This window comes from Micromonospora sp. NPDC007230, assembly GCF_042869115.1.
GTDB lineage: Bacteria > Actinomycetota > Actinomycetes > Mycobacteriales > Micromonosporaceae > Micromonospora.
This window is the reverse complement of sequence record NZ_JBIAFE010000005.1, coordinates 306,294-330,647: the sequence shown is the minus strand read 5'-3', so window position 1 is coordinate 330,647 and position 24,354 is coordinate 306,294. Positions and strand designations below refer to the sequence as shown.

Annotated in this window: 23 protein-coding genes and 3 pseudogenes; 17 read left to right on the top strand and 9 right to left on the bottom strand. The window is 70.1% G+C overall.

Features of this window, described 5'->3' with window-relative positions; genetic code table 11:
- The first annotated feature begins 621 nt into the window (after positions 1–621).
- The 3 genes from ACFYML_RS10380 to ACFYML_RS10370 all read left to right on the top strand — a co-directional run bounded on the left by ACFYML_RS10380 (position 622) and on the right by ACFYML_RS10370 (position 5,870).
- Complete coding sequence (locus ACFYML_RS10380; protein WP_387420309.1) at positions 622–1,371, top strand: LPXTG cell wall anchor domain-containing protein; 750 nt, start codon at positions 622–624, stop codon at positions 1,369–1,371.
- 217 nt (positions 1,372–1,588) lie between these two features.
- Positions 1,589–5,026: a phosphocholine-specific phospholipase C gene (locus tag ACFYML_RS10375; RefSeq protein WP_387420308.1), complete on the top strand. Its 3,438-nt coding sequence runs from the start codon at positions 1,589–1,591 to the stop codon at positions 5,024–5,026.
- A gap of 187 nt (positions 5,027–5,213) precedes the next feature.
- Positions 5,214–5,870 (top strand): maleylpyruvate isomerase N-terminal domain-containing protein, encoded by a 657-nt coding sequence (locus ACFYML_RS10370; protein ID WP_387420307.1) that lies wholly within the window; start codon positions 5,214–5,216, stop codon positions 5,868–5,870.
- On the opposite strand, the gene ACFYML_RS10365 is transcribed toward ACFYML_RS10370, so the two are convergent.
- A complete protein-coding gene (locus tag ACFYML_RS10365) occupies positions 5,857–6,753 on the bottom strand; it encodes a DMT family transporter (protein WP_387420306.1) in 897 nt (298 codons plus the stop codon). The two genes, ACFYML_RS10370 and ACFYML_RS10365, sit on opposite strands and share 14 nt — an antisense overlap.
- A 168-nt stretch (positions 6,754–6,921) precedes the next feature.
- Between ACFYML_RS10365 and ACFYML_RS10360 the strand changes: the two genes are divergently transcribed.
- Positions 6,922–7,797 (top strand): LysR family transcriptional regulator, encoded by an 876-nt coding sequence (locus ACFYML_RS10360; RefSeq protein WP_387420305.1) that lies wholly within the window; start codon positions 6,922–6,924, stop codon positions 7,795–7,797.
- A 107-nt stretch (positions 7,798–7,904) separates the two neighbouring features.
- Here the strand turns inward: ACFYML_RS10360 and ACFYML_RS10355 are convergent, their stop codons facing one another.
- Both ACFYML_RS10355 and ACFYML_RS10350 read right to left on the bottom strand, forming a co-directional pair.
- Positions 7,905–8,372 carry a hypothetical protein gene (locus tag ACFYML_RS10355; protein ID WP_387420304.1) on the bottom strand — a complete coding sequence of 156 codons (468 nt, stop codon included), beginning with the start codon at positions 8,370–8,372 and terminating at the stop codon, positions 7,905–7,907.
- A 92-nt stretch (positions 8,373–8,464) separates the two neighbouring features.
- Positions 8,465–8,632 (bottom strand): annotated as a pseudogene (locus ACFYML_RS10350) (phosphatase); the annotation flags it as partial.
- Positions 8,633–8,648: 16 nt separating this feature from the next.
- Between ACFYML_RS10350 and ACFYML_RS10345 the strand changes: the two are divergent.
- The 3 genes and pseudogenes from ACFYML_RS10345 to ACFYML_RS10335 all read left to right on the top strand — a co-directional run.
- A pseudogene (locus ACFYML_RS10345) lies at positions 8,649–8,837 on the top strand (ArsR/SmtB family transcription factor); the annotation flags it as partial.
- A complete protein-coding gene (locus tag ACFYML_RS10340) occupies positions 8,837–9,334 on the top strand; it encodes a GNAT family N-acetyltransferase (protein WP_387420303.1) in 498 nt (165 codons plus the stop codon). The pseudogene ACFYML_RS10345 and the gene ACFYML_RS10340, both read left to right, overlap by 1 nt.
- A 25-nt stretch (positions 9,335–9,359) precedes the next feature.
- Positions 9,360–9,724: pseudogene (locus ACFYML_RS10335) on the top strand (flavoprotein); the annotation flags it as partial.
- 148 nt (positions 9,725–9,872) lie between these two features.
- Here ACFYML_RS10335 and ACFYML_RS10330 read toward each other — a convergent pair.
- A complete protein-coding gene (locus ACFYML_RS10330; protein ID WP_387280004.1) occupies positions 9,873–10,244 on the bottom strand; it encodes an ArsR/SmtB family transcription factor in 372 nt (123 codons plus the stop codon).
- 103 nt (positions 10,245–10,347) lie between these two features.
- Positions 10,348–10,476 carry a hypothetical protein gene (locus ACFYML_RS10325; protein WP_387420302.1) on the bottom strand — a complete coding sequence of 43 codons (129 nt, stop codon included), beginning with the start codon at positions 10,474–10,476 and terminating at the stop codon, positions 10,348–10,350.
- Between the two features lie 116 nt (positions 10,477–10,592).
- Here ACFYML_RS10325 and ACFYML_RS10320 point away from each other — a divergent pair, with 116 nt between their 5' ends.
- The gene (locus ACFYML_RS10320; protein ID WP_387420301.1) at positions 10,593–10,967 is read left to right on the top strand and encodes a VOC family protein; all 375 of its coding nucleotides are present in this window, start codon (positions 10,593–10,595) and stop codon (positions 10,965–10,967) included.
- Positions 10,968–11,039: 72 nt separating this feature from the next.
- Here ACFYML_RS10320 and ACFYML_RS10315 read toward each other — a convergent pair whose 3' ends face one another.
- Both ACFYML_RS10315 and ACFYML_RS10310 read right to left on the bottom strand, forming a co-directional pair.
- Positions 11,040–11,627 (bottom strand): carboxymuconolactone decarboxylase family protein, encoded by a 588-nt coding sequence (locus ACFYML_RS10315; RefSeq protein WP_387420300.1) that lies wholly within the window; start codon positions 11,625–11,627, stop codon positions 11,040–11,042.
- A gap of 244 nt (positions 11,628–11,871) precedes the next feature.
- On the bottom strand, positions 11,872–12,099 hold the full coding sequence (locus ACFYML_RS10310; protein ID WP_387420299.1) for a heavy-metal-associated domain-containing protein: 228 nt from the start codon (positions 12,097–12,099) through the stop codon (positions 11,872–11,874).
- A gap of 224 nt (positions 12,100–12,323) precedes the next feature.
- Here ACFYML_RS10310 and ACFYML_RS10305 point away from each other — a divergent pair, with 224 nt between their 5' ends.
- The 4 genes from ACFYML_RS10305 to ACFYML_RS10290 all read left to right on the top strand — a co-directional run bounded on the left by ACFYML_RS10305 (position 12,324) and on the right by ACFYML_RS10290 (position 15,266).
- Entirely contained in the window at positions 12,324–13,355 is a 1,032-nt protein-coding gene (locus ACFYML_RS10305; protein ID WP_387420298.1) for a M14 family zinc carboxypeptidase, read from the top strand.
- 167 nt (positions 13,356–13,522) lie between these two features.
- Entirely contained in the window at positions 13,523–13,897 is a 375-nt protein-coding gene (locus tag ACFYML_RS10300) for a PadR family transcriptional regulator (RefSeq protein WP_387420297.1), read from the top strand.
- Entirely contained in the window at positions 13,894–14,379 is a 486-nt protein-coding gene (locus tag ACFYML_RS10295) for a permease prefix domain 1-containing protein (protein ID WP_387420296.1), read from the top strand. Before ACFYML_RS10300 ends, ACFYML_RS10295 begins: the two co-directional genes overlap by 4 nt.
- Before the next feature lie 17 nt (positions 14,380–14,396).
- Positions 14,397–15,266: a hypothetical protein gene (locus ACFYML_RS10290; protein ID WP_387420295.1), complete on the top strand. Its 870-nt coding sequence runs from the start codon at positions 14,397–14,399 to the stop codon at positions 15,264–15,266.
- Positions 15,267–15,369: 103 nt separating this feature from the next.
- Here the strand turns inward: ACFYML_RS10290 and ACFYML_RS10285 are convergent, their stop codons facing one another.
- On the bottom strand, positions 15,370–17,196 hold the full coding sequence (locus ACFYML_RS10285; protein ID WP_387420294.1) for an AMP-dependent synthetase/ligase: 1,827 nt from the start codon (positions 17,194–17,196) through the stop codon (positions 15,370–15,372).
- Between the two features lie 352 nt (positions 17,197–17,548).
- Here ACFYML_RS10285 and ACFYML_RS10280 point away from each other — a divergent pair, with 352 nt between their 5' ends.
- Entirely contained in the window at positions 17,549–18,631 is a 1,083-nt protein-coding gene (locus tag ACFYML_RS10280; RefSeq protein ID WP_387420293.1) for an aromatic acid exporter family protein, read from the top strand.
- Between the two features lie 31 nt (positions 18,632–18,662).
- On the opposite strand, the gene ACFYML_RS10275 is transcribed toward ACFYML_RS10280, so the two are convergent.
- A complete protein-coding gene (locus ACFYML_RS10275) occupies positions 18,663–19,400 on the bottom strand; it encodes a GntR family transcriptional regulator (protein WP_387420292.1) in 738 nt (245 codons plus the stop codon).
- A gap of 165 nt (positions 19,401–19,565) precedes the next feature.
- Here ACFYML_RS10275 and iolC point away from each other — a divergent pair, with 165 nt between their 5' ends.
- Genes iolC through iolD form a run of 4 tightly spaced genes read left to right on the top strand, consistent with a single transcriptional unit; the run spans position 19,566 to position 24,326 of the window.
- Positions 19,566–20,543, top strand: a complete 978-nt coding sequence (iolC, locus tag ACFYML_RS10270) for a 5-dehydro-2-deoxygluconokinase (protein WP_387420291.1) — start codon at positions 19,566–19,568, stop codon at positions 20,541–20,543.
- Positions 20,540–21,439, top strand: coding sequence for an aldolase (locus tag ACFYML_RS10265; protein WP_387420290.1), 900 nt, complete (start codon positions 20,540–20,542; stop codon positions 21,437–21,439). Before iolC ends, ACFYML_RS10265 begins: the two co-directional genes overlap by 4 nt.
- Positions 21,436–22,362, top strand: coding sequence for a 5-deoxy-glucuronate isomerase (gene iolB / locus ACFYML_RS10260; RefSeq protein ID WP_387420289.1), 927 nt, complete (start codon positions 21,436–21,438; stop codon positions 22,360–22,362). Before ACFYML_RS10265 ends, iolB begins: the two co-directional genes overlap by 4 nt.
- Entirely contained in the window at positions 22,359–24,326 is a 1,968-nt protein-coding gene (gene iolD / locus ACFYML_RS10255; RefSeq protein ID WP_387420288.1) for a 3D-(3,5/4)-trihydroxycyclohexane-1,2-dione acylhydrolase (decyclizing), read from the top strand. Before iolB ends, iolD begins: the two co-directional genes overlap by 4 nt.
- The last annotated feature ends 28 nt before the right edge of the window (positions 24,327–24,354 follow it).

Sequence of the window (24,354 nt, the reverse complement as noted above, 5' to 3'; positions counted from 1 at the left end):
TGCGGACCCGGTGCGGGTGACCCGGTGTTGACGCCTTGAGCGGCTGCCGGTACCGGGTTGGACTCCCGGACCGGCACCGGCTCAAACCGCTGCGAAGACCCCGGATTGAACCGTGACGGCGCCGGTGGCGGACCGGCCGGGCCTGACCCGCCAGCGGCGGGAGTGCGTCTCAGGTGTGACGCGTCGACTCCATTCGGCAGGAGCGTGATCGGCACGAGCTGCCCCGTGCGGGACAGCTTGAACCGAGCACACGTCTGCCAACCCTCCGCACTGTCGCAGTAGTAGTTCCGCCAGTCGCGCAAGCTTGCGTTGAGCAGCGGGAAGAGGGGGCATTCCCGCACGTGTGAGCAGGCCATGTCGCTCCGATCTGGCCAGCGTCACCCGGGACGAATGGGCGGGTTGGCATGAGTTGGAGGGGTAGGTCTCGGTCAGCGAGCATACATACCGTATGGACAAACGGCGATCCGGGGGTGATCATGGCAAAACGCACCAACCCCCTGGACGTGGCCTTCCTCGGCCTCCGCCTTCGACACGTCGTCGCACCCGGAACATCCAATATCGACGGTCCTGCCGGGTGTGCGATCATGTGCCGTCCCCTCTACCACTTTCGGAGGATTCCTCATGCGACAGCGTCGGCGCGTGGCGCGCGCGGCCCTCACCGCAGCCGCCGCCACGGCCCTGCTCGGGATTGCCGCCCCGGCCTGGGCCACCGGCAACCCGCACAACCCGCCGGGCGACAACGGCACCGTGAAGATCGACGGGATGCCCTTCTCGGACAAGGTCGACAACGAGCCGCACGTCACCTGCGGGTTCGAGCTCGAGTTCTTCAACTTCGACGAGAACCAGAAGGCGAACCTCACCCTCTGGGCGCAGCCGCCGTCGAGCACGCCGAAGGACAAGATCGTCTGGTCTCGGCAGAACGTTCTGATCAGCAACGATCCGGCCTCCGGCGCGGAGAACGACCACGACGAGGTCATCCGGCTCTCCGCCAACGACCTCGACCTGTCCGGTCTCACGCAGAAGCAGCAGGGCTACCACATCAAGCTCGACGTGGAGCTGATCGGCGGCAAGTCGGCCGACGGCAAGCACAAGGTGTTCTGGCTGAAGCCATGCGCCTCCTCGGAGTCGCCGTCGCGGAACCCGTCGACCCCGGGCGGTTCGGAGAACCCCTCCGAGAATCCTTCCGGCACCCCGGGTGCCTCGGGTTCATCCGTGGCTGGCGGCACCGGTGGCGGCGGTAGCGAGGGCGGCCTGCCGATAACCGGTGTGGCTGCCACGAGCATCTCGCTCACCGGCCTTGCGCTGATCGGCGGCGGTGTCCTGCTGATGGCGCTGCGCCGTCGCCGGGACAAGATCCGCTTCACCAGCTGACTCCCCGCGCCACTCAGGAACCGGCCGTCGGACCTCGCGTCCGGCGGCCGGTTCCGTTCTCGGCCCGGCCGTTGCCGCGTGGGCGACGAAGAACGGGTGTGACGGAGAACGTGGCTATACAGCCGATGGAACATTCCACGTTGATCCTTGAACAGTCAACGAAGACTCGTAACTCAAGGGTTACCTCGTGCTACCGGAGCGACCTACTCTCCGCACCATGTCTGACATCTCCCGCCGCCGGCTTCTCGGCGCCGTCGCCGGTGGCGCCGCCCTTTCTTTTCTGCCCCCGTCACTGCTGAAGGCGATGGCCGCGCCGCTGCCACCCGGCGGTATGGATGCGATTGAACACGTCATCATCCTGATGCAGGAGAACCGTTCCTTCGACAACTACTACGGCACCCTCAAGGGTGTGCGCGGCTTCGGCGACCGTACGCCGCTGCGTCTGCCCACCGGGGCCACCGCCTTCGAGCAGCCGCGGTCCGGTGGCGGCAAGGTCCTGCCGTTCTCGGCCCGGCAGGCGGCGGTCGAGGCCGGCCGCCGCGAGAGCGACATCCAGTACCTCGGTGCGCTCCCGCACGGCTTCTCCGACGCCAACCAGGCCCGGGCGAACGGCTGGTGGAACGACTGGATCGCGGCCAAGGGCCAGAGCACCATGGCCTTCTACGACCGCCGCGACATCCCTCTCCAGTACGAACTGGCCGACCGTTTCACCATCTGCGACGCCTACTTCTGCTCGGTCTACGGCTCGACCAACCCCAACCGCAACTACCTGTGGACCGGCACGACCGGCTACGAGCCGGACGGCGTCAACCGGGCGGTCACCAACGCCGCCTACTCCTACACCCACGCGGGCTATGACTGGACGACGTACCCCGAGCGCCTGGAGGCCGCCGGCGTCTCCTGGCAGATCTACCAGGAGTGGGACAACTTCACCGACAACGCGGTGGAGTACTTCCGGCCCTGGAAGGAGATCGGCCGGAAGATCCTCGCCAAGGTCAGCGGCCAGTACTCGACCACCGAGCAGTTTTACGACGGCCTGTGGGGCAAGACCGCGGACCAGCGGAAGGCCGCACTGGCCCAGTTCCAGCAGGGTGTCGACGCGCTGACCAAGGCGGAACGCCGGCTGTTCATGCGGGGTGCCTACCGCTCCGAGCCGAACACCCTCGTCCAGCGGATCAGGACCGACATCAAGAACGGCACGCTGCCGAAGGTGAGTTGGCTGGTTCCGACGGCGGCGCTCTCCGAGCACCCCAGCTCCTCCACCCCGGTCGGCAGCGCCAACCTCATCTACGACGTTCTCGACGCCATCGCCAGCGACCCGAAGACCTGGTCGAAGACGGCCTTGTTCATCAACTTCGACGAGAACGACGGCTACTTCGACCACGTGCCGGCCCCGGTCGAGCCCCGGCCGGACTCCGGCAACAGCGACGACTGGTTCAACGGCCTCCCCGTCGGCCCCGGCCCACGGGTGCCGATGACGGTCGTCTCGCCGTGGACGGTGGGCGGTTTCGTCTGCTCGGAGGCGTTCGACCACACCTCGGTCATCCGGTTCCTGGAGAAGTGGACCGGTGTCCAGGAGCCCAACATCAGCGCCTGGCGCCGCGGCGTGTTCGGCGACCTGACCTCCGCCTTCGACTTCAACCGCGGATACGCGCAGCCCAAGTTGGAGCAGCCCGGCCCGGTGCCGTCGGCGGTCGGCCGCTGGAACCCCGTACCGCCGAAGAACCAGTCGCTCCCGGAGCAGGAGGCCGGCACCCGCCCGACGCGCCCCTCGCCGTACCGGCTGTCCCTGCGGGCCGACGTCACCGGCTCCGGCGTCCGCCTCCGGCTCGGCAACGCGGGCACCACCGCCGCAACGTTCACCGCCTACCCGGGTGACGGCACCGCCCCGCGCGGGTGGACCGTCGCCGCGGGCGGGACCGCCGACAACACCGTCGGGTACGACGCCGACGGCTACGACCTGCAGGTCACTGGCCCCGGCTGGTCCGTCTGGGAGCTGCGCGGCACCGGTGTTGGCGCCGAGGCGTACCTGATCGAGCAGGCCGTCCCCGGCCAGGTGAAGGTCCGGTGCGCCAACCCCTCCACCGCCACCCGCACGCTCCTCGTCGGCGAGTCGGTCTACCCGCGCAACCCCGGCGACCATGTCCAGAGCGTCACCCTCGCGCCCGGCGAGACCCAGACCGTGCCGATCCACCTCCCCGATCACGGCTGGTACGACGTCGTGGTCGTCGACCAGGGGGACCCGGCGTTCCTGCGCCGGATGACCGGCCGCCTGGCCGACGGCAGGCCCGGCGTCACCGACCCGGCGACCGGTACCGCCCCGGCGCTGGCCGCGGCGATCACCCTGCCGGAGCCGCTGCCCTCCCTGGACACGCCGTTCGCGCAGGGTAGCCCGGCCGATGTCGTCGTCACCGTGCGGAACCAGGCCGACGCCAAGCTCGACCGGCTCTCGGTCGCCCTGCTCGCCCCCTCCGGCTGGACGGTCGAACGGGCCGCCGCGGCGCCGACGGTGGTTGCCGCCGGGGACTCGGCCGATGTGCGCTTCACCGTCACGCCCGCCCCGAACGCCACCGCGGGCAGCCTGGTGGTCGCCGCCCACGGCGATGGCAACGGCCTGCTGAGGCTCGCCGACGCACGTGTCCGCTCCCGGGTCGCCCCGGCGATGAGCGTCTCGCTGACCGGTCCGGCGAGTTCGCCCGGCACCGACGGCACCGTGATCTCGCCGGGCAGGCCGGTCACTCTGACCGCCACCGTCACCAATGCCGGCGCCACCCCGCTTACCAACCTGGCCGCCACGCTGGCCCTCCCGACGGGCTGGACCGCCACCCCCAGGGGCGACGCGCCGACGGCCGTTCCGGCCCGCTCCTCCGCCCGGCTGGAGTGGGACGTCGTCGCGCCCGCCTCGGCGGCGCGCGTCTCCGGCAGCCTCAAGGCGACTGTCGCGGCGAACCTGAGCGGCAATGCCCAGCAGGCGACGGCGTCCCTGTCCGCCAAGACCGGGCCGGTCATGACCGGCTACCTGCTCGCGGAGGACTTCGAGTCCGTCGTCCCCGCGCTCGCCCCGGCGGCCGACCTCAGCCGGCCCGGCCTGCTCGGCTGGACCCGGACCACCCCCGAGGGCTGGATGGTCACCAACGCGCCGGCCATGCCGCAGGGCACCCGGGAGCTGCAGGGCTGGACCTTCCTGTCCAAGCAGTTCTGGTTCCCCGGCGGGCAGAACCGCCCCAACTTCAGCCGCTCTCTCGGCGTCGTCGCGGTCGCCGACCCCGACGACTGGGACGACACCGGCAGCCCGTCCGGCCGGGGCCGGTTCGACTCGACCCTGACCACCCCGGCGGTGGCCATCCCATCGGGCACCTCCACCCTCCACCTGGGCTTCGACTCCCACTACCGGCAGGAGAGCCCGCAGGAGGCCGAGGTCACCGTCCAGTTCGACACCGGCGACAAGGTCCAGCTGCTGCACTACAGCAGCGCCACCTCCGGGAACACCAACCAGGGCCAGGACCAGGAGAACCGGCTCGTCCGGCTCTCCTGTCCCGTCCCGGCCGGGGCCACGTCGGCGAAGGTCAACTTCCGGATCTTCAATGCTGGCAACAACTGGTACTGGGCGATCGACAACGTCCGCCTGGGCACCAGCCCGATCGCGGACGCCTGACCGGCCGGCGGCCTGACCGCCCCCGCGCGGGGACGCATGATCGTCCCCGCGCGGAGCCGCGGTGCAGGCCAGGAGACGGGCCCGCCGTGCCGGCCGGACCGTCTCCTGGCCTGAGCGCCGGCGGCATCTGTACGCGCCCGACGGTGTCGCCCTCGACACCGCCCCGGTCCGGCAATACCGTGCCGTAGTGGATCTCTTCTCACGCTCTTGGGCAGCGTTGCGCACGGCGGTCGCCGAACTCCCGGACGGGGACTTCGCACAGCCGTCCGGATGTACCGGCTGGCTCGTGCGGGACCTGGTCTGCCACCTGATCATCGACGCTCAGGACGTCCTGATCACCCTCGTGACCCCCGCCGAAACGGAACCGACCCGGAACGCGGTGTCCTACTGGGACGTAGCCGAAACGCCGCCGACCGGCGAGGACCCGCTCGACGCGCTGATCGTCCGGCTGGCCGCCGCCTACGAGGATCCGTGGCTGCTGAAGTTCCACCTCGACGACGTCGGCTCCGCCGCCGGACGCGCCGCCGAACTCGCCGACCCGGCGGTCCGGGTCGGCACGCGTGGCGAGGTCCTCACCGTGGACGACTACCTGTCCGCTTACGTCCTGGAGTGGACGCTGCACCACCTCGACCTGATCGCGCATCTCCCCGGCGCGGCGGACCCGCCGGCCGAGGGGCTCGCCTGGTCACGCGAGCTGCTGGAAAAGATCGCCGGGGCCTCGTTCCCCGCGTCGTTCTCCGACCGGGACGCGCTGCTCGTCGGCACCGGACGCCGCGCGCTGACCGACGCGGAAAAGGTCGAACTGGGCGAGCTGGTCGCCAAGCTCCCGTTCATCCTCGGCTGAGCCGGCCCCGGATGATTCCTCCCGCCGTAACTCGATCCAGAGCGGCCCCGGCACGGGTCGTCGCGGCGTGCCGCGGCTTGGCGGTCGAGGCGGTCTGGACGGCCAGGGCGTTGGCCGACACGACGATGGCTATGCCGAGCCACTCGTGCGGTTCCAGAACCTGGCCGAGGAGGGCGAGGCCGGCCAGCGCGGCCAGCACCGGGTGGACGCTCATGAACACGCCGAAGAAGCGGGCCGGCACGGTACGCAGCGCGACCAGGTCGGCGGCGTAGGGCACCACCGAGCTGAGGATGCCCGCACCGACGGCGTAGAAGATCGCGGTACCGGCCAGTCGTCCCTGCGCGAGCAGGATCGCCGCGACCGGCAGGTAGAGCAGCGCAGACACCAGGGTCGCCGCCGCAGGTGCCTGCAAGCCCGGCAGGCGGGCCCCGACGAGCCGGTTGAGCAGGATGTACGCCGCCCAACACGCCGCCGCGAGCAGGCCGAGCCCCACTCCGAGGTAGTCGCTGGCCGGACCCGGTAGGACCAGGACGTACACGCCGACGCAGGCGCCCGCCGCGCAGAGCAGGTCGAGCCGGGTTCGGGAACCGGCCAGGGCGACGGCGAGCGGGCCGAGGAACTCCAGGGTGACGGCCAGGCCGAGCCCGACCCGGTCGATCGCGGTGTAGAGACTGAGGTTCATCGTGGCGAAGACCAGCCCGAGCAGCAGGGTCGGCCACCGTTGCGCCCAGGTGAAGCGGCGCAGGTTCGGGCGTACGGCCGGCAGTAGCACGGCCGCCGCGACGAACTGCCGCACGGCGACGACCCCGGCGGGCCCGAGGGTGGCGAACGCGTGCGCAGCCAGGGCCGCCCCGACCTGGCTGCTCGCCGCACTTCCGGTCATCGTGGCGATCCCGCCCAGCAGCGGTCCACGGTCGGCTCCAGCCGGTTGGCAGAGCCCCTGAGCAGCAACTTCACCTGCCGTCTTCACGGTCATGAGGGCAGTGTCGACCCGCACCGACTGATACGAGAAATGCACTAGCCGCCGAAGTTATACGCTTGGCGTACGGATGTGCAGCTGCGTCAGCTCCGTACCCTCGTCGCGGTGGTCGACGTCGGCACCTTCACCGACGCGGCGGCGGTCCTGGGCGTCTCCCAGGCGGCGGTCTCACGCTCCGTCAGCGCCTTGGAGGCGACGCTCGGCGCTCGCCTGCTCCAGCGAACGACCCGGCACGTCTCGCTCACCCCCACCGGCACCCGCGTCGTCGCCGCCGCCCGCCGGGTACTCGACGAGGTCGCCCACCTGCAACGGATCGTCGAGGAGTCCCGCACCGAGCTGCGCGTCGGCTATGCCTGGGCGGCGCTGGGCAAACACACCAGACGGCTGCAGAAGACGTGGGCCGCCGCCCACCCCCAGGTGCCGCTGGTGTTCGTCCAGTCCAACACCCCGACCGCCGGGCTCAGCGAAGGCACCGCCGACGTCGCCGTGATCCGCCGGCACCTGGCCGATCCCCGTTTCGACACGGCGCTCCTCGGCGTGGAGGCCCGCTACGCCGCCGTGGCCACCGACAACCCGCTGGCCCGGCGACGATCGGTACGCACCGCCGACCTGGCCAGGTACACCGTCGCCATCGACAGCCGCACCGGCACCACCACAACCGCCCTGTTCCCGCCAGGTGCCGAACCCACGACCACCCGCACCACGCACGGCGTCGACGAGTGGCTCACCCTCATCGCCGCCGGCCAGGCGGTCGGCATCACCTCCGAGGCCACCACCAACCAGAACCCCAGACCCGGGGTGGCGTACCGCGCCGTCCGCGACGCCCAGCCGATACCGGTCTGGCTGGCGTGGTGGAAGGACGACCCACCCGCCCACCTCACCGAACTCGTCAACCTGGCCTGCGAAACCTACCGGACGGGCCAACCCCGGCAGGACCGCCCCGCGTAGCGGAGCGCGCCGCCGCCTTTGCCGAACGGCCCAATTGGTGGAACCTGCCTGGCACTGCGAGGTCTCGACCGATGATCAAATAGGTTGGCGAGACCGCTCACGCCGGGTTACCTGTACGGCGCGTACTGGACGCTGCGGGACCAACGCCGCCAGAAGGGTAGCGGTAGGCAGCCGGCAGGCGCTTCGCCTCCGATCTCGGTCTCCACTGATCCATCGGCGAGTGTGACCGAGACGGCCGAGCGGCCCGGAGCGAACACCTCCCGGACCCTGCCGGCGATCACTGAGCGGGCGATGTCCTCGAGCAGGGCGACGTCTTCAGGGCCGGCTTCCAGTTCCCATCGGCCGCCGTAGTCACCGACCCCGAGGATGAGTTCATCGGAGAAGTCCGTCCATCCGAAGGCACGAGCATCGGGGTTACGCGGTGTGACGGCCACCGATATCCTGCCCTCGATGGTGTCGACCTCCACGGTCGCCACCCCTGCCAACTCCTGTGCCAACTGCCTCGCGATTTTCAGAGTTGGTGTCCGGGGCAGCTGATTGGGGTCGGGTTCGTCATGGCCGTGCTCGTCTGTCACGCGGTCACTCTGCCAAGTCTCGGGGGTGCGGCGGACGCTGCGGTCATGTATGCCCGTCTCCTGACGGTGAGCGGTCCGCATCTGGTCCAGGTCAGCCCGGCCGTGGCGACGACCTCACCGAGCCACAGGTGGCCCGCAGCGCGGTCCTTGGGGGAGAAGTCAACGGCGGCGAGGTCGAACATCAGGTTCGCCAGCACCGATCCGGCGATCGCGCCGAGAACCTGGGCCGCGACGTAGCCGCCCAGGTCCCGGATGGTGAGTCGCTAGACTTCCATCGCGATTGGACTGGCCCAGTCCACTGTCTCCCAACACCTGAAGATCCGCACCGAGGTGCGGTTCGTGTTCATCCAGCCCGTCGGCACCGCCCGTCGCTACCGCATCAATGACACCTGCGTCGGCTGCTTCCCGTCGGCCGCCGACGTGGTGATGGGTCGCCCGGCTCCGCAGCCGGAGGGAGGCTGCTGATGGCCGACGTCACCGTCCGCCCCATGACGGCGGACGACGCCGACCGGGTCCTCGCCATCTACCAGGCCGGCCTCGACAGCGGCAACGCCAGCTTCGAGACCACCGCGCCGACCTGGGCGGCGTTCGACGCCGGCAAGCTGGCCGAACACCGGTTCGTAGCCATCGACGCAGACGGTGCCGTCGTCGGCTGGGTCGCCGTCTCGCCCACCTCGGCCCGCGCCGTCTACGCGGGCGTGGTCGAGCATTCCGTCTACATCGACCCCGCCGCCCAGGGGCGTGGCGCCGGCCGACTTCTCCTGGGTGCCCTGATCACGTCGACCGAGGCCGCCGGCATCTGGACCATCCAGTCCGGCGTCTTCCCCGAGAACGCCGCCAGCCTCGCCCTGCATCAGCGCGCCGGGTTCCGGGTCATCGGCACCCGCGAACGCGTCGGACGCCACCACGGCCACTGGCGCGACGTCATCCTCCTCGAACGCCGCAGCCCCACCATCACCTGACACTCGGCCGCCGCCGTGGACCGAGCACTCCTGCGGCACCTTCCCCCCGCACGGGGTCGGCGAGCTCGCCCACCCCGAGCCCGGCTACCACGCCGTCGGCATGAAGAGCTACGGCCGGCCGCCCACCTTCCGCATGGCCACCGGCTACGAGCAGGTCCGCTCCGCCGTCGCCGGCGACTGGACCGCCGCCGCAACGTCCAGCTCGAATTGCCCGAGACCGGAGTCTGCAACAGCAACTCCGCCGACTCCTCCGGCACCGACAGCTGCTGCGGCACCAGCCCCGAGCCGGTCGGCAAGGCCCTCGCCACCGCAAGCTCCGGCGGCCTGCTGTCCGCACCGCTGAACCTGATCAGCGTCGACCCCCTGACCAGCGGTTGCTGCGCCAGCTGATGACCACCTCCAGGATGGCGCCCGCGGACCCCACGGTCGGCGGGCACCACCGGTGGCGTACGCGAAAGGACACTGCGAGGCGAGGGGGGATGCATCCCGAATCATCCTGCCCGTCCGCGACGACGCGCGTGGTGCTCGACAGCGGCCCTCAGCGAGTCCTCTTCGTCGCCCGCTTGCGCGGTGGGGTCAACAGGTCGGCTATCGCCGCGATCGCGGACGGCACCACCCGGTAGTACGCCCAAACGCCGCGTTTCTCGCGTTCGAGCAGGCCGGCCTCGGTGAGGATCCGAAGGTGATGACTCACGGTCGGCTGGGAGAGTTCCAGCGGCGCGGTGAGGTCACTCACGGACGCCTCGCCCTCCGGGGCGGACTGGATCAGGCTGAGCAGCCGCAGTCGGGCCGGGTCGGCGAATGCCTTCAGCACTCCCGCGAGCCGCTCGGCATCGGCACGCTTGATCGGCTCGCCAGCCAGTGGCGAGATAGCAGGCATAGTTGTTTTGGCAGTTCCCACGTCTTCCATCGTTCCACGAACACCATCGATCCGCCGGTGGAACCGGGACCAGTACCCGATGGCGATCGCCGATGAGTCGCTTACTCCTTGGGTCACGACCTTGCGGACGGCCTCAGGCGCTGGTGGGCTGCCCTGCCATGGCTGCGCCCTCGCCGACGAGCGGGAACCGGGCGGTGCCGGCCGTGTGCGGCGGCGTACGCGGTTTGTCGCGGGCGATGACGAGGGCCACGATCGCTGCCATGACCGGGTCGCAGAGGTTCGCCAGAGCGTGGGGTTGTCGGTGACGGTACCGGACCCGGACAAAGCGGAACCGTGCCGGCCTGGTGCTGGTTACGCTGTCGCAGGAGGTGAGCCATCATGTTGACAGACGCACCGGTGCAGGCGGCCATTCCGGCGGGCGACATGGAACGGGCCAAGCGCTTCTATCGCGACACGCTGGGCCTGACGATTTCGCGGGAAGCCGAGGACGCCGTTCATTTCGAGTCCGGTGGAACGCAGTTCTTCATCTATCCCACCTCCAATGCCGGGCAGGCGCCCCACACGTTGGCGGCCTGGCTGGTCGCTGACCTCGACGCCGAAGTGGCGGACCTGCGAGGGCGCGGCGTGACGTTCGAGGAGTACGACATCCCTGGGCTCAAGACCGTCAACGGCGTTGCAGAGTTGCCGACGATGCGTGGCGCCTGGTTCAAGGACAGCGAAGGCAACATTCTCGCCGTGAGCCAGCCCCGCTGAGGGCAATGAGTTCTGCCTGCTGAAGGCCCGCCTCAACCCGCTCGCTGACGGCTCTGTGTCCCCGGTGCGGGCCTAGACCTGGCGGCCGTAGGTGACGGTTTCCCGGACGAGCTGCGGCGCCCTCTCGGCAAGCTGCGGATCAGGCCGTGCTCCGAGCGCGTCGTTGATGGTGGAGAACGCCAGCCGGAACGCGATCCAGGTCGTCGCCTCGAAGATCTCCTGGTCGTTGAGGCCCGCGTCGCGTAAACGCTCCACGTGGGCCTCGGTTGTGGCATTCGGATCCTGGACGACCTGGCGGGACCAACCGGCGAGTGCGGCCTCCCGCTCGGACAGGTCACCGTCCACGCCTTGCAGCACCCTTGCGGCGGTCGCCTCGTCAATGAGTTCGGCCAGCCTGGATCCCCACGCCAGTGCACAGTAAGCGTCGCCGCGGGCAGCGGCGGTGGCAGCAACCATCACGGCTACTTCCCTCGGCGACAGGGCTGAGCCGGCCAGGAGATCGGCACGCAGGGCCTGGAAGGATGCCAGCACGTCAGGACGCCAGCACCAAACCCGAGTGAGGTTGTTGACGTAGCCGTCGGAGGTGACATCGGCCTCGTAGGCGGCGGTCACCGCCGAACTCTTCGGCGGGTCAGTGAGGAACGCAGCCGGGCGGTTCATAGCGTTAGCGTGCTGCACTCAGCGACCACGCGAGGACCGATCAACGACAGCTCGGAAGTCACCTTCTTGTCCCAATGTCGCCGCAGCTGTTGAGGTGGGCTCGTAGTCGGTCATCGGTGGGCTCGACCAGGAAGCTGCCGTAAATCGTTGGCGGTCAGGTCGGTCTCCTCGTCGCCGGGACGGATTGCAGGCCGCATCCCCAGGGCGCCAGACGGCTCCACGGGGATGCGGGCGTGCCTGCGGGTCAGTCCGCGAGCGGGTAGCCGGCCCGCTGCACGGCGGCGCGGACCTCGGCGGTGTCCAGCGGGTTTTCGCTGAGGACGGTGATGGTGCCCGCGGCCACGTCGGCCTGCACATCGGTCACGCCCGTGATCTCGGAGACGCGCCCGGTCACCTTCTTGGCGCAGCCGCCGCAGGTCATGCCCGACACCTGATAGGTGCTCCGCGGGCTGACCACCCGTACGGGAACCATGGCCGGCATGGAACGCCGGTGGGTCAGCCAGATCCTGGCTCGCCCACCGGCGTCGACCACGCGACCGGTCCCCGTATGTCCGAGGTCTTCGAGGTCCTCCGGCGACCCTGCTAACCCGATCCCTTGGCAAAGACAAGACTTGTTCACGGCGGTGAGGCCGGGATACGAAGGCGTCAAGTCACCAGCCACTGTGACTCGCCTCCAACCGATCGCAAGGAGCATCGATGCGTAGAAGCCTCGCCGCGCTCGCCACGGCCGGTCTGCTAGCCACCGTCCTGACCGGCGCCCCGCCGGCCTCCGCCAACCCGACACATCTGCCAGGCGGTCCATGCCTGCAGCCCAGCCAGAATGTGAGCCTGTCCAGCGTCGCCGGTTACGACGATGTCCGTCAGGTGCTCGATCGGATCGAGCGGACCAGCCGGGGACTGGTCAGGGTCGACTCGGCGGGGACCTCCGGCGAGGGGCGGGAGTTGCTGTACGCGACGGTCGGCAGCGGTCCGATGACCTTCTGGCTGCAGGCGCGGATCCACGGCAATGAGCTGCACAGCACCGAGGCGGTGCTCCAGATCCTCGATCACCTCGCCAGTGGGTCCCCGGAGGCACGCCTGATCCGCGAGAAGCTCACCGTCGTGGTGATCCCGATGTACAACCCCGACGGCTCCGAGGCGAACATCCGGCAGAGCACGACCCCCAACCGCGTCGACCTCAACCGCGACTGGGAGAACTTCGCCCAGCCGGAGTCCGCCGCCTTCTGGCGGCTGTGGCGCCAGAAGGCCCCGCAGTTGGCGCTCGATCTGCACCACATGGGCCAGGCTCCCGTGATCAACGGCACTGACCAGCTCAACCAGTTTCAGATCGGCGCCCGATCCATCGACCCGTCACGGATGACGGCCGAGCAGTGGCTCACGAACCGCCAGATGGCCATGGTGAGCGTCGACGCACTCAGCCGCTACGGACTCGCCAACGTCGCGCACTACCCGCTGATCGACATCACCAACGCCGTGCTCAGCCGCATGCTCATGGGCGGGACGGCTCCCGCGGGGGAGCAGCCCGTGGCGCAGGCACCCACCCTGGGTGCCATCTTCTACGAGGTCCGCTCGGTCGGCCAGAAGAGCAACGGTCAGCTCGAAAACCTGTTCCGGATTCCGACCATGGCGGTTCTGCGGGCCGCCGCTGACGGATCCTTGACGTCGCACGACGTCTCCCGGTACGCCAACCTGCCGTTCGCCAGCCAGGGGTCGTGCGGCCAGGTCTGACAACGCCGATGCCGCGGTGGGCCCAGGTCCGGCAGGGCCCACCGCAGGCGCGCCGGTCCGCTCCGCACCCGTCGATCCATTTGCTGGCGGGCTGCGGTTCCTTGCGCCGACCCATACCTAGAGCTACTATGCATCATAGTCCTAGGGTGTGAGCTCGGGGAGGTCTCGTGAGGGTCACCAAGGATCTCGTCGCTGCCTCGGCGACACCGATGGTGCTGGGCATCCTCGCCGAGGGGGAGAGCTACGGCTACGCCATCCTCAAGCGGATCAACCAGCTGTCCGGTGGAGAGCTGGACTGGACCGAGGGACTGCTCTACCCCCTGCTGCACCGGCTTGAGCGCCTCGGGCACGTGGAGTCGAACTGGCAGTCGGTCGCTGGGGATCGGCGGCGCAAGTATTACCGCATCACCGACAGCGGGCTGGCTGAGCTTGCTGAGCAACGCCGCCAGTGGGACACCGTCGTGGACGCGCTCAAGCAGGTCTGGCTCGGCCCCGGCGATTTCCGGCCGTTGACAGCGATCCCGCTGGAGGGCCAGGCATGACAGCGCCAGACGGCCACGACGAACTGGAGGCGCAGTTCGCTCAGTGGCGTCAACACGTACAGCGCCGCTCCGAGCTGAAGCAGTCCGACGCCGAAGAACTCGAAGACCATCTGCGGGGTTCCGTCGACGAGCTCATCGCCGTTGGCCTACGCGCCGACGAGGCGTTCCTCGTCGCGGTCAAACGCATGGGTGGCCTGGACGAGCTGTCCCGCGAGTTCGCCCGGGAGCATTCGGAACGGCTCTGGAAGCAACTGGTGCTGACCGGCGAGACCGGCGGTCCGGCGGCGGACTCCGGGTCACGGCGCGACCTGACCGCGATGGTCATCTGCGCGGCGGGCGCGGCAGCGTCGATCAAGGTGCCGGAACTGTTCGGGATGAGGTTCGAAGAGGATGCCGCGTTCTATGGGCCCAACTTCAGCGTGCTCGCGCTGCCCTGGCTCGCGGCCTTCCTGGCCTGGCGTGGCACGCCGGGAAGGCGCTGATCGGGGTACTGCTGGCGTTGTTCGCGCTCGGCGCCGTGGCGGCCAACGCCTATCCGCTCGCCGAGGATTCCCAGTCGGTGGTCCTGACCAGCATCCATCTCCCCATCGCCCTGTGGATCGTGGTCGGTCTGGCCTATGTGGCCGACGATCTGCGCTCGTCGCGCCGGCGGATGGACTTCATCCGCTTCACCGGCGAATGGTTTGTCTATTTCGTCCTCATCGCCCTCGGTGGCGGCGTGCTGATGGCATTCATGGTCGGGACCTTCAAGGCCATCGGGATCTCCCCGGAAAACTTCATCTCGCAGTGGCTTCTTCCCTGCGGCGTCGTGGCCGCGGTGGTGGTGGCCGGGTGGCTCGTCGAGGCCAAGCAGAGTGTTGTCGAGAACATCGCCCCGGTGCTCACGCGGCTGTTCACCCCGCTCTTCACCGCCGCGCTGCTGGCCTTCCTCGTTGCCCTCGGCTGGACCACTGCCGGCATCAACGTCGAGCGGGAAGCGCTGATTCTGTTCGACCTCCTGCTGGTCGTGGTGCTGGGGTTGCTGCTCTACTCGATCTCAGCCCGCGATCCGCTCGCCCCGCCCGGCCTGTTCGACAAGCTGCAGTTCGCCCTCGTGGTCAGCGCGCTGGTCATTGATGTGCTGGTGCTGGTGGCGATCACCGGGCGCATCACCGAGTACGGCACCACACCCAACAAGGCGGCGGCGCTGGGGGAGAACGTCATCCTGCTGGCCAATCTCGTCTGGTCGGCGTGGCTGCTGCTGGGTTTCGTCCGCCGGCACACCCCGTTCGCGGCGCTCGAGCGCTGGCAGACCAGCTACCTACCGGTGTACGCCGCCTGGGCCTGGATCGTTGTCCTGGCCATTCCCCCGTTGTTCAGCTACCTCTGACACCACCCCGGCTCTCGATCACCACCGCCATCCCACGGAGTTCAGGCATCGCCCTTCGGGCACCGGTCACGGCACCGGATCACGGGTCAGTCGGGGTTCGTGGTCAGTGGCCGCGGTAGAGGGCGTCGATGTCGGCGGCGCGGTGCCGCTGCACCACCTCGCGTCTGATCTTCAAGGTGGGGGTGAGCTCACCGTTGGCCTCGGTGAAGTCGTCGGGCAGGATCCGGAAGGTCTTGATCGCCTCCGCGTGGGAGACCGACCGGTTCGCCTGGTCGATCGCGGTCTGAATCTCGCCGCGCAGGGCGGGGTCTTCGCGCAACTCCGCCACCGAGGCGCGTGGGTGACCGTGCGCGTCGCGCCACCGGGACCACGCCTGCGGGTCGATGGTGACCAGGGCGGCGACGTACGGCTTGCCGTTGCCGGTCAGCATGGACTGGCTGACCAGCGGGTGTGCGCGGACCCGGTCCTCGATCGGGTCGGGAGCGATGTTCTTTCCCTCAGCGGTCACCAAGATCTCCTTTGTGCGTCCGGTGATCCGCAGATAGCCGTCGTCGTCGAGGCTGCCGAGGTCGCCGGTGCGGAACCAGCCGTCGGCGGTGAACGTCTCGCTGGTCGCGGCCGGGTTGTTCCAGTAGCCCCGGAACACGACGTCGCTGCGGACGAGGACCTCCCCGTCGTCGGCGATGGCCAGGTCCACGCCGGGCAGCGGCCGGCCGACGGTGCCGATCCGCATCCCCGAGGGCCGGTTCACCGCCAGCGCCGGGGACGTTTCCGTCAACCCGTACCCCTCCAGGGTGGTGAGGCCGGCGCCACGAAAGAAGTGCCCGAGTCGCTCACCGAGGGGAGCCCCCCCGACGACGGCGAGACGGCACCGGCCGCCGAACGCGGCCCGCAGCTTCCGGTAGACCAGCAGGTCGAAAAGACCGCGCCGCAGCCGGAGGCCGATCCCGGGGCCGGACGGCGTGTCGAGCGCCCGGCTGTACCCCACCGACACCCGGTCCGCGACGTCGAACAGCCACCCCCGGTGCTGGTCGGCGGCCTTCTGCCGTGCCCCGTTGTACGCCTTCTCGAACACCCTCGGCACCGCCAGGACGAACGTCGGTTGATATCGGCGAAGCTGCTTCAGCACGTCGTGCGCGTTGGGGCTGGGCACCATCGTCGCCCGGGCCTGCACCATCGCCACCTGGACCAACCTGGCGAAAGCGTGCGCCAGCGGGAGGAAGAGGACTGTCGACGCCGTCTGGTTGAACAACTCCGGCAGCGCGGCGACCGCGTTGCCGACGTCGAGGTGGATGTTCCGGTGCGTCAACACGCAGCCCTTGGGCCGGCCCGTGGTCCCGCTGGTGTAGACGATCGTGGCCGGGTCCGCGCCCGACACCGCGGCCCGCCTGCGTTCGACCGCCTCGTCGTCAACGGCCCGGCCCTGCTCGGCCAGCTTGATCAGGTCGCTGGAGTCGATCTGCCACACCTGGCGCAACTCCGGCAGCCCGTCACGTACGCCGGCCAGCAGCGCGGCGTGGTCGGCCGTCTCCACCACGCACCCCACTGCGCCCGAGTCGGCGAGGATCCAGGCCAGCTGCTCTGCGCTCGACGTGTCGTACACCGGAACGGTCACCGCGCCGACCGTCCACACCGCGTAGTCGACCAGGGTCCACTCGTACCGGGTACGGCTCATCAGGCCCACCCGGCTCCCGGGCGTCACGCCGGCCGCGATGAGCCCGCGAGCCACAGCCAGCACGTCGTCGCGGAACTGCCGGCAGGTCACCACCGATGGATCACCGGACGAGCGCGGCCACGACCGGGCGTCCGGGTCAGGGCGCCGGAACTGCACCGCGTCCGGCTCCTGCCGCGCGTTGTCCCACACCACGTCGGCCAGCCCGACCGACTCCCCGCCCGTGATCCTCGGCTCCACCCTGACGTTGCGCCGCATCACGCCCCTCAGCTCTCCACCGATGCGATGTCGCTGCCCGCGCCGACCATCTGCTTCGCCTGCCCTTCCCCGGGCGGCTAACGCGCGATTGCCCGAGGCGTCCGGCGGCAAACGGCCCACGACATGATCCGCACGGCCGCCGTCAGCCGCAGGGAGGATTCGCCTCGGGCTGGGCCAGGCTGGCCGGCCCCACGCGCGCCGACCAGCCACCGGGTGAACGACACCCGATACCGGCCGGGATTATCTCCAGCATCAGTGGGAAGCCCATGACATGGCCTCTCCGGACGATCATGGCCGGGGAACACCGGGCCGTCCCGCCGAGCCTCTCGGCCGGGCCCTTTGGCCGCCGGCCGTGCGCCACTTTCTCGCCACCCGCCAGTTGGCGGCCATCGCGCTGCTCTCCGTCCAGGCCGGGCTCGCCACGGCCGCCGCGTGGCTCATCGCCACACATTTCCTCGGCCGCGAGGCGCCGGTGTTCGCACCTGTGGCCGCTCTCGCCACGATCGCCGCTGCCACCGGGCAACGCACCAGGCAGGCGGTGGAACTGCTCATCGGGGTGGGGCTGGGCATCACGGTGGCCGACGCCCTGCTCTATCTCGTCGGTAGCGGAGCGTGGCAGATCTCCGTTGTTGTCTCCAGTTCCATCGCGCTGAGCATGCTGGTCGCCGGCCGCAGCGGTGCCATGGTCAGTCAGGCCGGCGCGACCGCCACCCTGTTCGCCACACTCGCCGGGAATCAACGCAGTCTCGAGCTACCCCGCATCATCGACGCCGCTGTGGGCGCCTCGGTCGGCTTCCTCGCCGTGGCACTGCTCCTGCCCCTGGACCCGTTGCGGGCCGTCGACCGCGCCGCCAGACCGTTCTTCACCGACCTCGCCGCCGCTATCCACACCACCGCCCAGGCCCTGGCCACCGGCGACCGGAACCTTGCCATGCGGGCCCTGAACAGCCTCAACACGATCGACACCGACAGCACGCGCCTCAACGAAGCCCTGCGAGCCGCTGACGAGGCCGTGACCATCGCCCCCTGGTGGCGCCATCGGCGCCACCGCTACCAGCAGTACCGGGCGGCCTCGGACCAACTCGACGCCTTCGCCATCGACATCCGAGTGCTGGCCCGCCGGGTCGCCACCCTGCTCGAATATCACGAACCCGTTCCGCCCCCACTGCACCAGGCCGTGGACACCCTCGCCGACGCGCTGACGCACCTTCATCGCGAGTGTGCCACCGCCAGGGCATCAGGACAGACCCGCCAGGCCGTCCTCGAAGCCGCACGCCTGGCCGGACACGCCAGCAGACACCCAACCTACGCATTCGGTGAGACTGTCGTCCTCCAGATCCGCAGCGCCGCCAGCGACCTGCTCCGTGCCACCGACCTCACCCCTGAAGAGGCCAACCACCTCGTCCGTAGCGCCGCCGCCGACAACGAGCGGTAGGCGGACAGAGCGGGCCAGCTGAAGCCCCGCGTCAGCGCTGGTCGATCATGACGTCGATGCTGTAGTCCTGCGCCCGGTAGCAGTGGTCGCCGTACTCCACCGGTGCGCCGACCGCGTCGAACGCGCTGCGCGTCATGGTGAGCACGGGCTCCGCGGGCCGTAGCTGGAGGTGGCGGCGTTCCGCCGCGTCCGGCATGCGCGCGCCTATCGACTGGTGGGCGACGACGGGACGCCCGCCGCGCTCCCGTAGCACGGCGTACAGGCCCGCTGCTTCAAGATCGTCCTTGTTGATGTCGGTGTACGGCGGTGGCAGCCAGTTGCGGAGGATGGCCAGTGGCCGACCGCCGGCCAACCGCAGGCGGACGATGGCGAGGAGTTCGGTGTCGGCGGGCAGGTCGAGCATGCCGGCTATCTGCTCGTCCCGCTTCAGCTCGTGTTGCAGGAGGATGGTCTCGGGCTGGACGCCCTCGCGCTTGAGGTCGTCGTAGAGGCTGGTGAGTTCGGCGCGTCGGTGCACCTTGCGGTTCGCGACCGTGGTGCCCAGCCCTCGCCGTCGTACGAGGAAGCCGCGGTTGACCAGCTCCAGGATGGCGCGCCGCACGGTCGGGCGGGACAGGCTGAGCCGCGTCGCGAGCGCGATCTCGTTCTCGAAGGGGTCGCCGGGTCGCAGCTGGCCCGTGGCGACGGCGTTGCTGAGCTGCTCCGCGAGCTGGTGGTAGAGCGGCACGGGGGAGGAGCGGTCGATCGTCACGCCAACTTGAATTGCCACGGCCGCACTCTACACCTGCCTTGATAGTAAGACAGCACGTAACTATGTCAGAACAAACTCTTGACAGAACTTTTACCCCCAGGCAGGCTCTCGGGCAACGTTGGCGGCCCGGCCAGGGCCGCGTAGCGGGCCGGGGCATACCTCCGTGCACGGGATGGGATACGGATGCGCATCGGGCGTGGCGTGACGGCGTACGACCTGGTGGCGATGGGCCGGACCGGGGTCGACATCTATCCGCTCGACCACGGCGTGGGGCTCGAGGACGTCAAGCGGTTCGAGAAGTTCCTCGGCGGCAGCGCGACCAACGTGGCGGTGGCCGCGGCCCGGCACGGGCGGCGGACCGCCCTCGTCACCCGTACCGGCCGCGACCCCTTCGGCCGGTACATCCACCGCGCGCTACGCGGGTTCGACGTGGATGACACCTTTGTCACCGAGGTCGACGGCCCGCCGACGCCGGTCACCTTCTGCGAGATCTTTCCCCCGGATGACTTCCCGCTGTACTTCTACCGCTATCCGGTCGCCCCCGACCTGCTGATCGAACCGCACGAGATCCCACTCGACGCGATCCGCGACGCGGCCGTCTACTGGAGCACGGTCACCGGCCTGTCGCAGGAGCCGTCCCGCTCGGCGCACTTCGCCGCCTGGCGGGCTCGCGGCCGGCGGGCGCACACCATCCTCGACCTCGACTACCGGCCGATGTTCTGGTCGAGCCCCGAGGAGGCCACCGCCCAGGTGGGCGAAGCCCTGCGGCACGTCACGGTCGCGGTGGGCAACCGCGAGGAGTGCGAGATCGCGGTCGGTGAGACCGACCCGCAGCGCGCCGCCGACGCCTTGCTGGGCATGGGGGTCGAGTTGGCCATCGTCAAGCAGGGCCCCAAGGGGGTCCTCGCCGCGACCACCACCGAGCGCGTCGAGGTGTCGCCCGTTCCCGTGGCGGTCGTCAACGGCCTCGGCGCCGGCGACGCCTTCGGCGGCGCCCTCGTCCACGGGCTGCTCAGCGGCTGGGACCTGCACCGCGTCCTGCGGTTCGCCAACGCGGCGGGGGCCATCGTCGCATCCCGGCTCGAATGCTCCAGCGCCATGCCGACAACAGCCGAGGTCGAGGTGCTCCTCGGCGACCGGGAAGAGGAGGTGGCACGATGATCACGACCTCGATACGACCGCGTATCCGTGAGCTGACCGAGGTCCGGGTGCGTGAGCCGGAGCGGATCGCCGCCGGGTGGGCCGCCCGCAGGCGCCGCGACCTGGTGGGCCCCGACGGCCAACTGCTCATCGTGGCCGCGGACCACCCCGCCCGCGGCGCCCTCGGCGTACGGGACAACCGCCAGGCCATGGCGTCCCGCAGCGAGTTGCTGGAACGCCTTGCCACCGCGCTGTCCCGCCCCGGTGCCGACGGGGTGCTCGGCACCCCCGACATCCTTGACGATCTGCTGCTGCTCGGCGCGCTCGACGACAAGATCGCCATCGGCTCGATGAATCGGGGCGGCCTGCAGGGCTCGGTCTTCGAGTTCGACGACCGCTTCACCGCCTACAACGTCGCGGAGATCGCCGCCCGAGGACTCGACGGGGGCAAGATGCTCACCCGGATCTGCCTCGATGATGCGGCGACACCGGCAACCCTGGAGGCGAGCGGCCGGGCGGTCACGGAACTGGCCGGGCGTGGCCTGATGGCGATGGTGGAGCCCTTCCTGTCCGTCCGCGTCGATGGCCGGGTCCGCAACCTGCTGGACCCCGAATCGGTCATCGCCTCGATCCACATCGGCTCAGCGCTCGGGGCGAGCAGCCAGCACACCTGGCTGAAGCTGCCGGTCGTCGACGACCTGGCCCGGGTCATGGACGCCACGACCCTGCCGACTCTCCTGCTCGGCGGCGATCCGAGCGGCCGCCCCGACGAGACGTACGCCGCGTGGGGCGCGGCGCTCGACCTGCCCGCGGTACGCGGACTGGTCGTCGGGCGCGCGCTGCTCTTCCCCCCGGACGGCGACGTGGCGGCGGCGGTCGACGTCGCTGCGGGCCTCGTCCACCGGCAGCCGGCGTGAGCACGACCAGCCGCTGGGTCCACCGCTACGGCACGGCCGAAGCGGGCGACTTCCAGGTGGCGATCACGGACACCCTGGACGGGTGGGAGCACACCAGCCTCCGAGTGGCCACGCTGCCGCCGGCCGGTCAGGTCGACCTCGCCACCGGCAACAGCGAGATCATCGTCGTCCCGCTACGCGGCGGCCCGGACGTCGAGGTCGTCGACCACCACGGCGCACGGCACCAGGTCCGGCTCACCGGCCGGGAGAGTGTCTTCACCGGCCCGACCGATGTGTGCTACGTGCCCCGGGAGGCGCGTCTCACGGTGCGCAACCCGGGCCGCGCGCCGGCCGTGGTCGCGCTGGCGGGGGCGAAGGCGACGAAGCTCGCCGCACCGCTGCCGGTGGGTCACCTGGCCGCCGCCGACGTGCCCGTTGAACTCCGCGGCGCCGGCATGGCCTCGCGCGAGGTGCGCAACTTCGGCATCCCACAGGTGCTGGACGCCGACTCGATCATCGCGTGCGAGGTCGTCACACCGGCCGGCAACTGGAGCTCGTACCCGCCGCACAAGCACGACGAGGAGCGCGACGGTGTGGAGACCGAACTCGAAGAGATCTACTACTTCGAGATCCGGACCGAGGCCGGCGGCACGCCGGTCGACGGCGCTGACCCGGTCGCCTACCAACGGGTCTACGGCATGCCGCAGCGTCCGATCGATGTCCTCGCCGAGGTCCGCTCCGGTGACGTGGTCCTCGTACCGCACGGCTGGCACGGCCCGGCGATGGCCCCGCCCGGCTACGACCTCTACTACCTCAACGTGATGGCCGGCGCCGGCGCCACCCGGGCCTGGCTGATCTGTGACGACCCGGCCCACGGGTGGGTGCGCCAGTCATGGGCTGGACAGGCCGTGGACCCGAGACTGCCGATGGGAGGGCCTCGATGACCGCGAGCGCCACGACGATTCGCCTGACCGTCGGCCAGGCGATCGTACGTTTCCTCGCCAACCAGTGGAGCGAGCGCGACGGCGTGCGCCAGAAGCTGTTCGCCGGCTGCCTCGGCATCTTCGGCCACGGCAACGTCGCGGGTCTGGGTCAGGCCCTGCTGCAGAACGAACTCGCCGGCGGTGCCGAACACCTGCCGTACGTGCTGGCCCGCAACGAGCAGGCGATGGTGCACCTGGCGGCCGCCTACGCCCGCCAGAAGGACCGCCTCCAGACCTGGGCCTGCACCGCGTCGATCGGCCCCGGCTCCACCAACATGCTCACCGGCACCGCACTGGCCACCGTCAACCGCCTGCCGGTGCTGTTGCTCCCGTCGGACACCTTCGCCACCCGGGTGTCCGAGCCGGTACTCCAGGAACTGGAGGTGCCCTACGGCGGCGACCTCACCGTCAACGACGCCTTCCGTCCGCTGTCCCGCTTCTTCGACCGGATCAACCGGCCGGAGCAGTTGCCCTCGGCCCTGCTGGGTGCCATGCGGGTGCTGACCGATCCGGTGGAAACCGGGGCGGTGACGATCGCGCTGCCGCAGGACGTGCAGGCCGAGGCGTACGACTGGCCGCTGGAACTGTTCGCCGAGCGGGTCTGGCGGGTGGCCCGGCCCCCGGCGGAGGCGGCCGACATCGCCGACGCCGCCGCGATCATCCGGTCGGCCCGCCAGCCGTTCATCGTCGCCGGCGGCGGGGTGCACTACTCCGGTGCCGAGGCGGCGCTGCGCGCGTTCTGCGAGACGACCGGCATTCCGGTCGGCGAAAGCCAGGCCGGCAAGGGCTCACTGCCACACGGTCACCCACAGGCGATGGGCGCCGTCGGATCGACCGGCACCACCGCCGCCAACGCGCTCGCCCGCGACGCGGACGTCGTCATCGGGATCGGCACCCGCTACAGCGACTTCACCACCGCCTCGCGCACGGCCTTCCAGGACCCGGCCGTCCGCTTCGTCAACATCAACGTCGCCCGCTTCGACACCGGCAAGCACGCCGGTCTGTCGATCGTGGCCGACGCCCGGGAGGCGCTGACCGCGCTCGGCGCGGCCCTCGACGGGTACGCGGTGGCCCCCGAGCACCGGCAGCGGCAGGCCCGCCTGTGGCGGGACTGGGACGCACGGGTGGAGGCCACCTACCACCCCGGTCCGGAGGTCGTGGACACGCTCCCCGCCGGCGTGCTCACCCAGGGCATGGTGCTGGGCCGCGTCAACGAGCTGTCCGACCCCCGGGACGTGGTGGTGTGCGCCGCCGGCTCCATGCCCGGCGACCTGCACAAGCTGTGGCGAGTCCGGGACCGCAAGGCGTACCACGTCGAGTACGGCTACTCGTGCATGGGCTACGAGATCCCCGGCGGCATCGGGGTACGGCTGGCCGACCCCGACCGGGACGTCTTCATCCTGGTGGGCGACGGCTCGTACCTGATGATGCCGACCGAGCTGGTCACCGCGGTCCAGGAACGTGTCAAGGTCATCGTCGTCCTGGTCCAGAACCACGGCTTCCACTCCATCGGTTCGCTGTCGGAATCGCTCGGCTCGCAGCGGTTCGGCACCCGGTACCGATACCGCGACGACGCCACCGGCCGCCTCGACGGCGCAAAGCTACCGATCGACCTCGCCGCCAACGCCCGCAGCCTCGGCGCCACCGTCATCGAGGTGCGCAGCCCGGACGAGCTCGACCGGGCGATCAAGGACGCCAAAGCCATCCCCGCCGACGGCGGGCCCGTCGTCATCCACGTCGAGACCGACCCCACGGTCCACGCCCCCGACAGCGACTCCTGGTGGGACGTACCGGTCAGCCAGGTCAGCGAACTCGACAGCACCCGGCAGGCGTACCAGAGCTACGCCACGCACAAGGCCAGCCAGCGCCTCCACCTGGCGCCGACGGAGCCGACACCCGATGACCAAGCCGGCGAGCCGCGATGACTCCTGAACCTGCCCGGGGCCCGGCGGT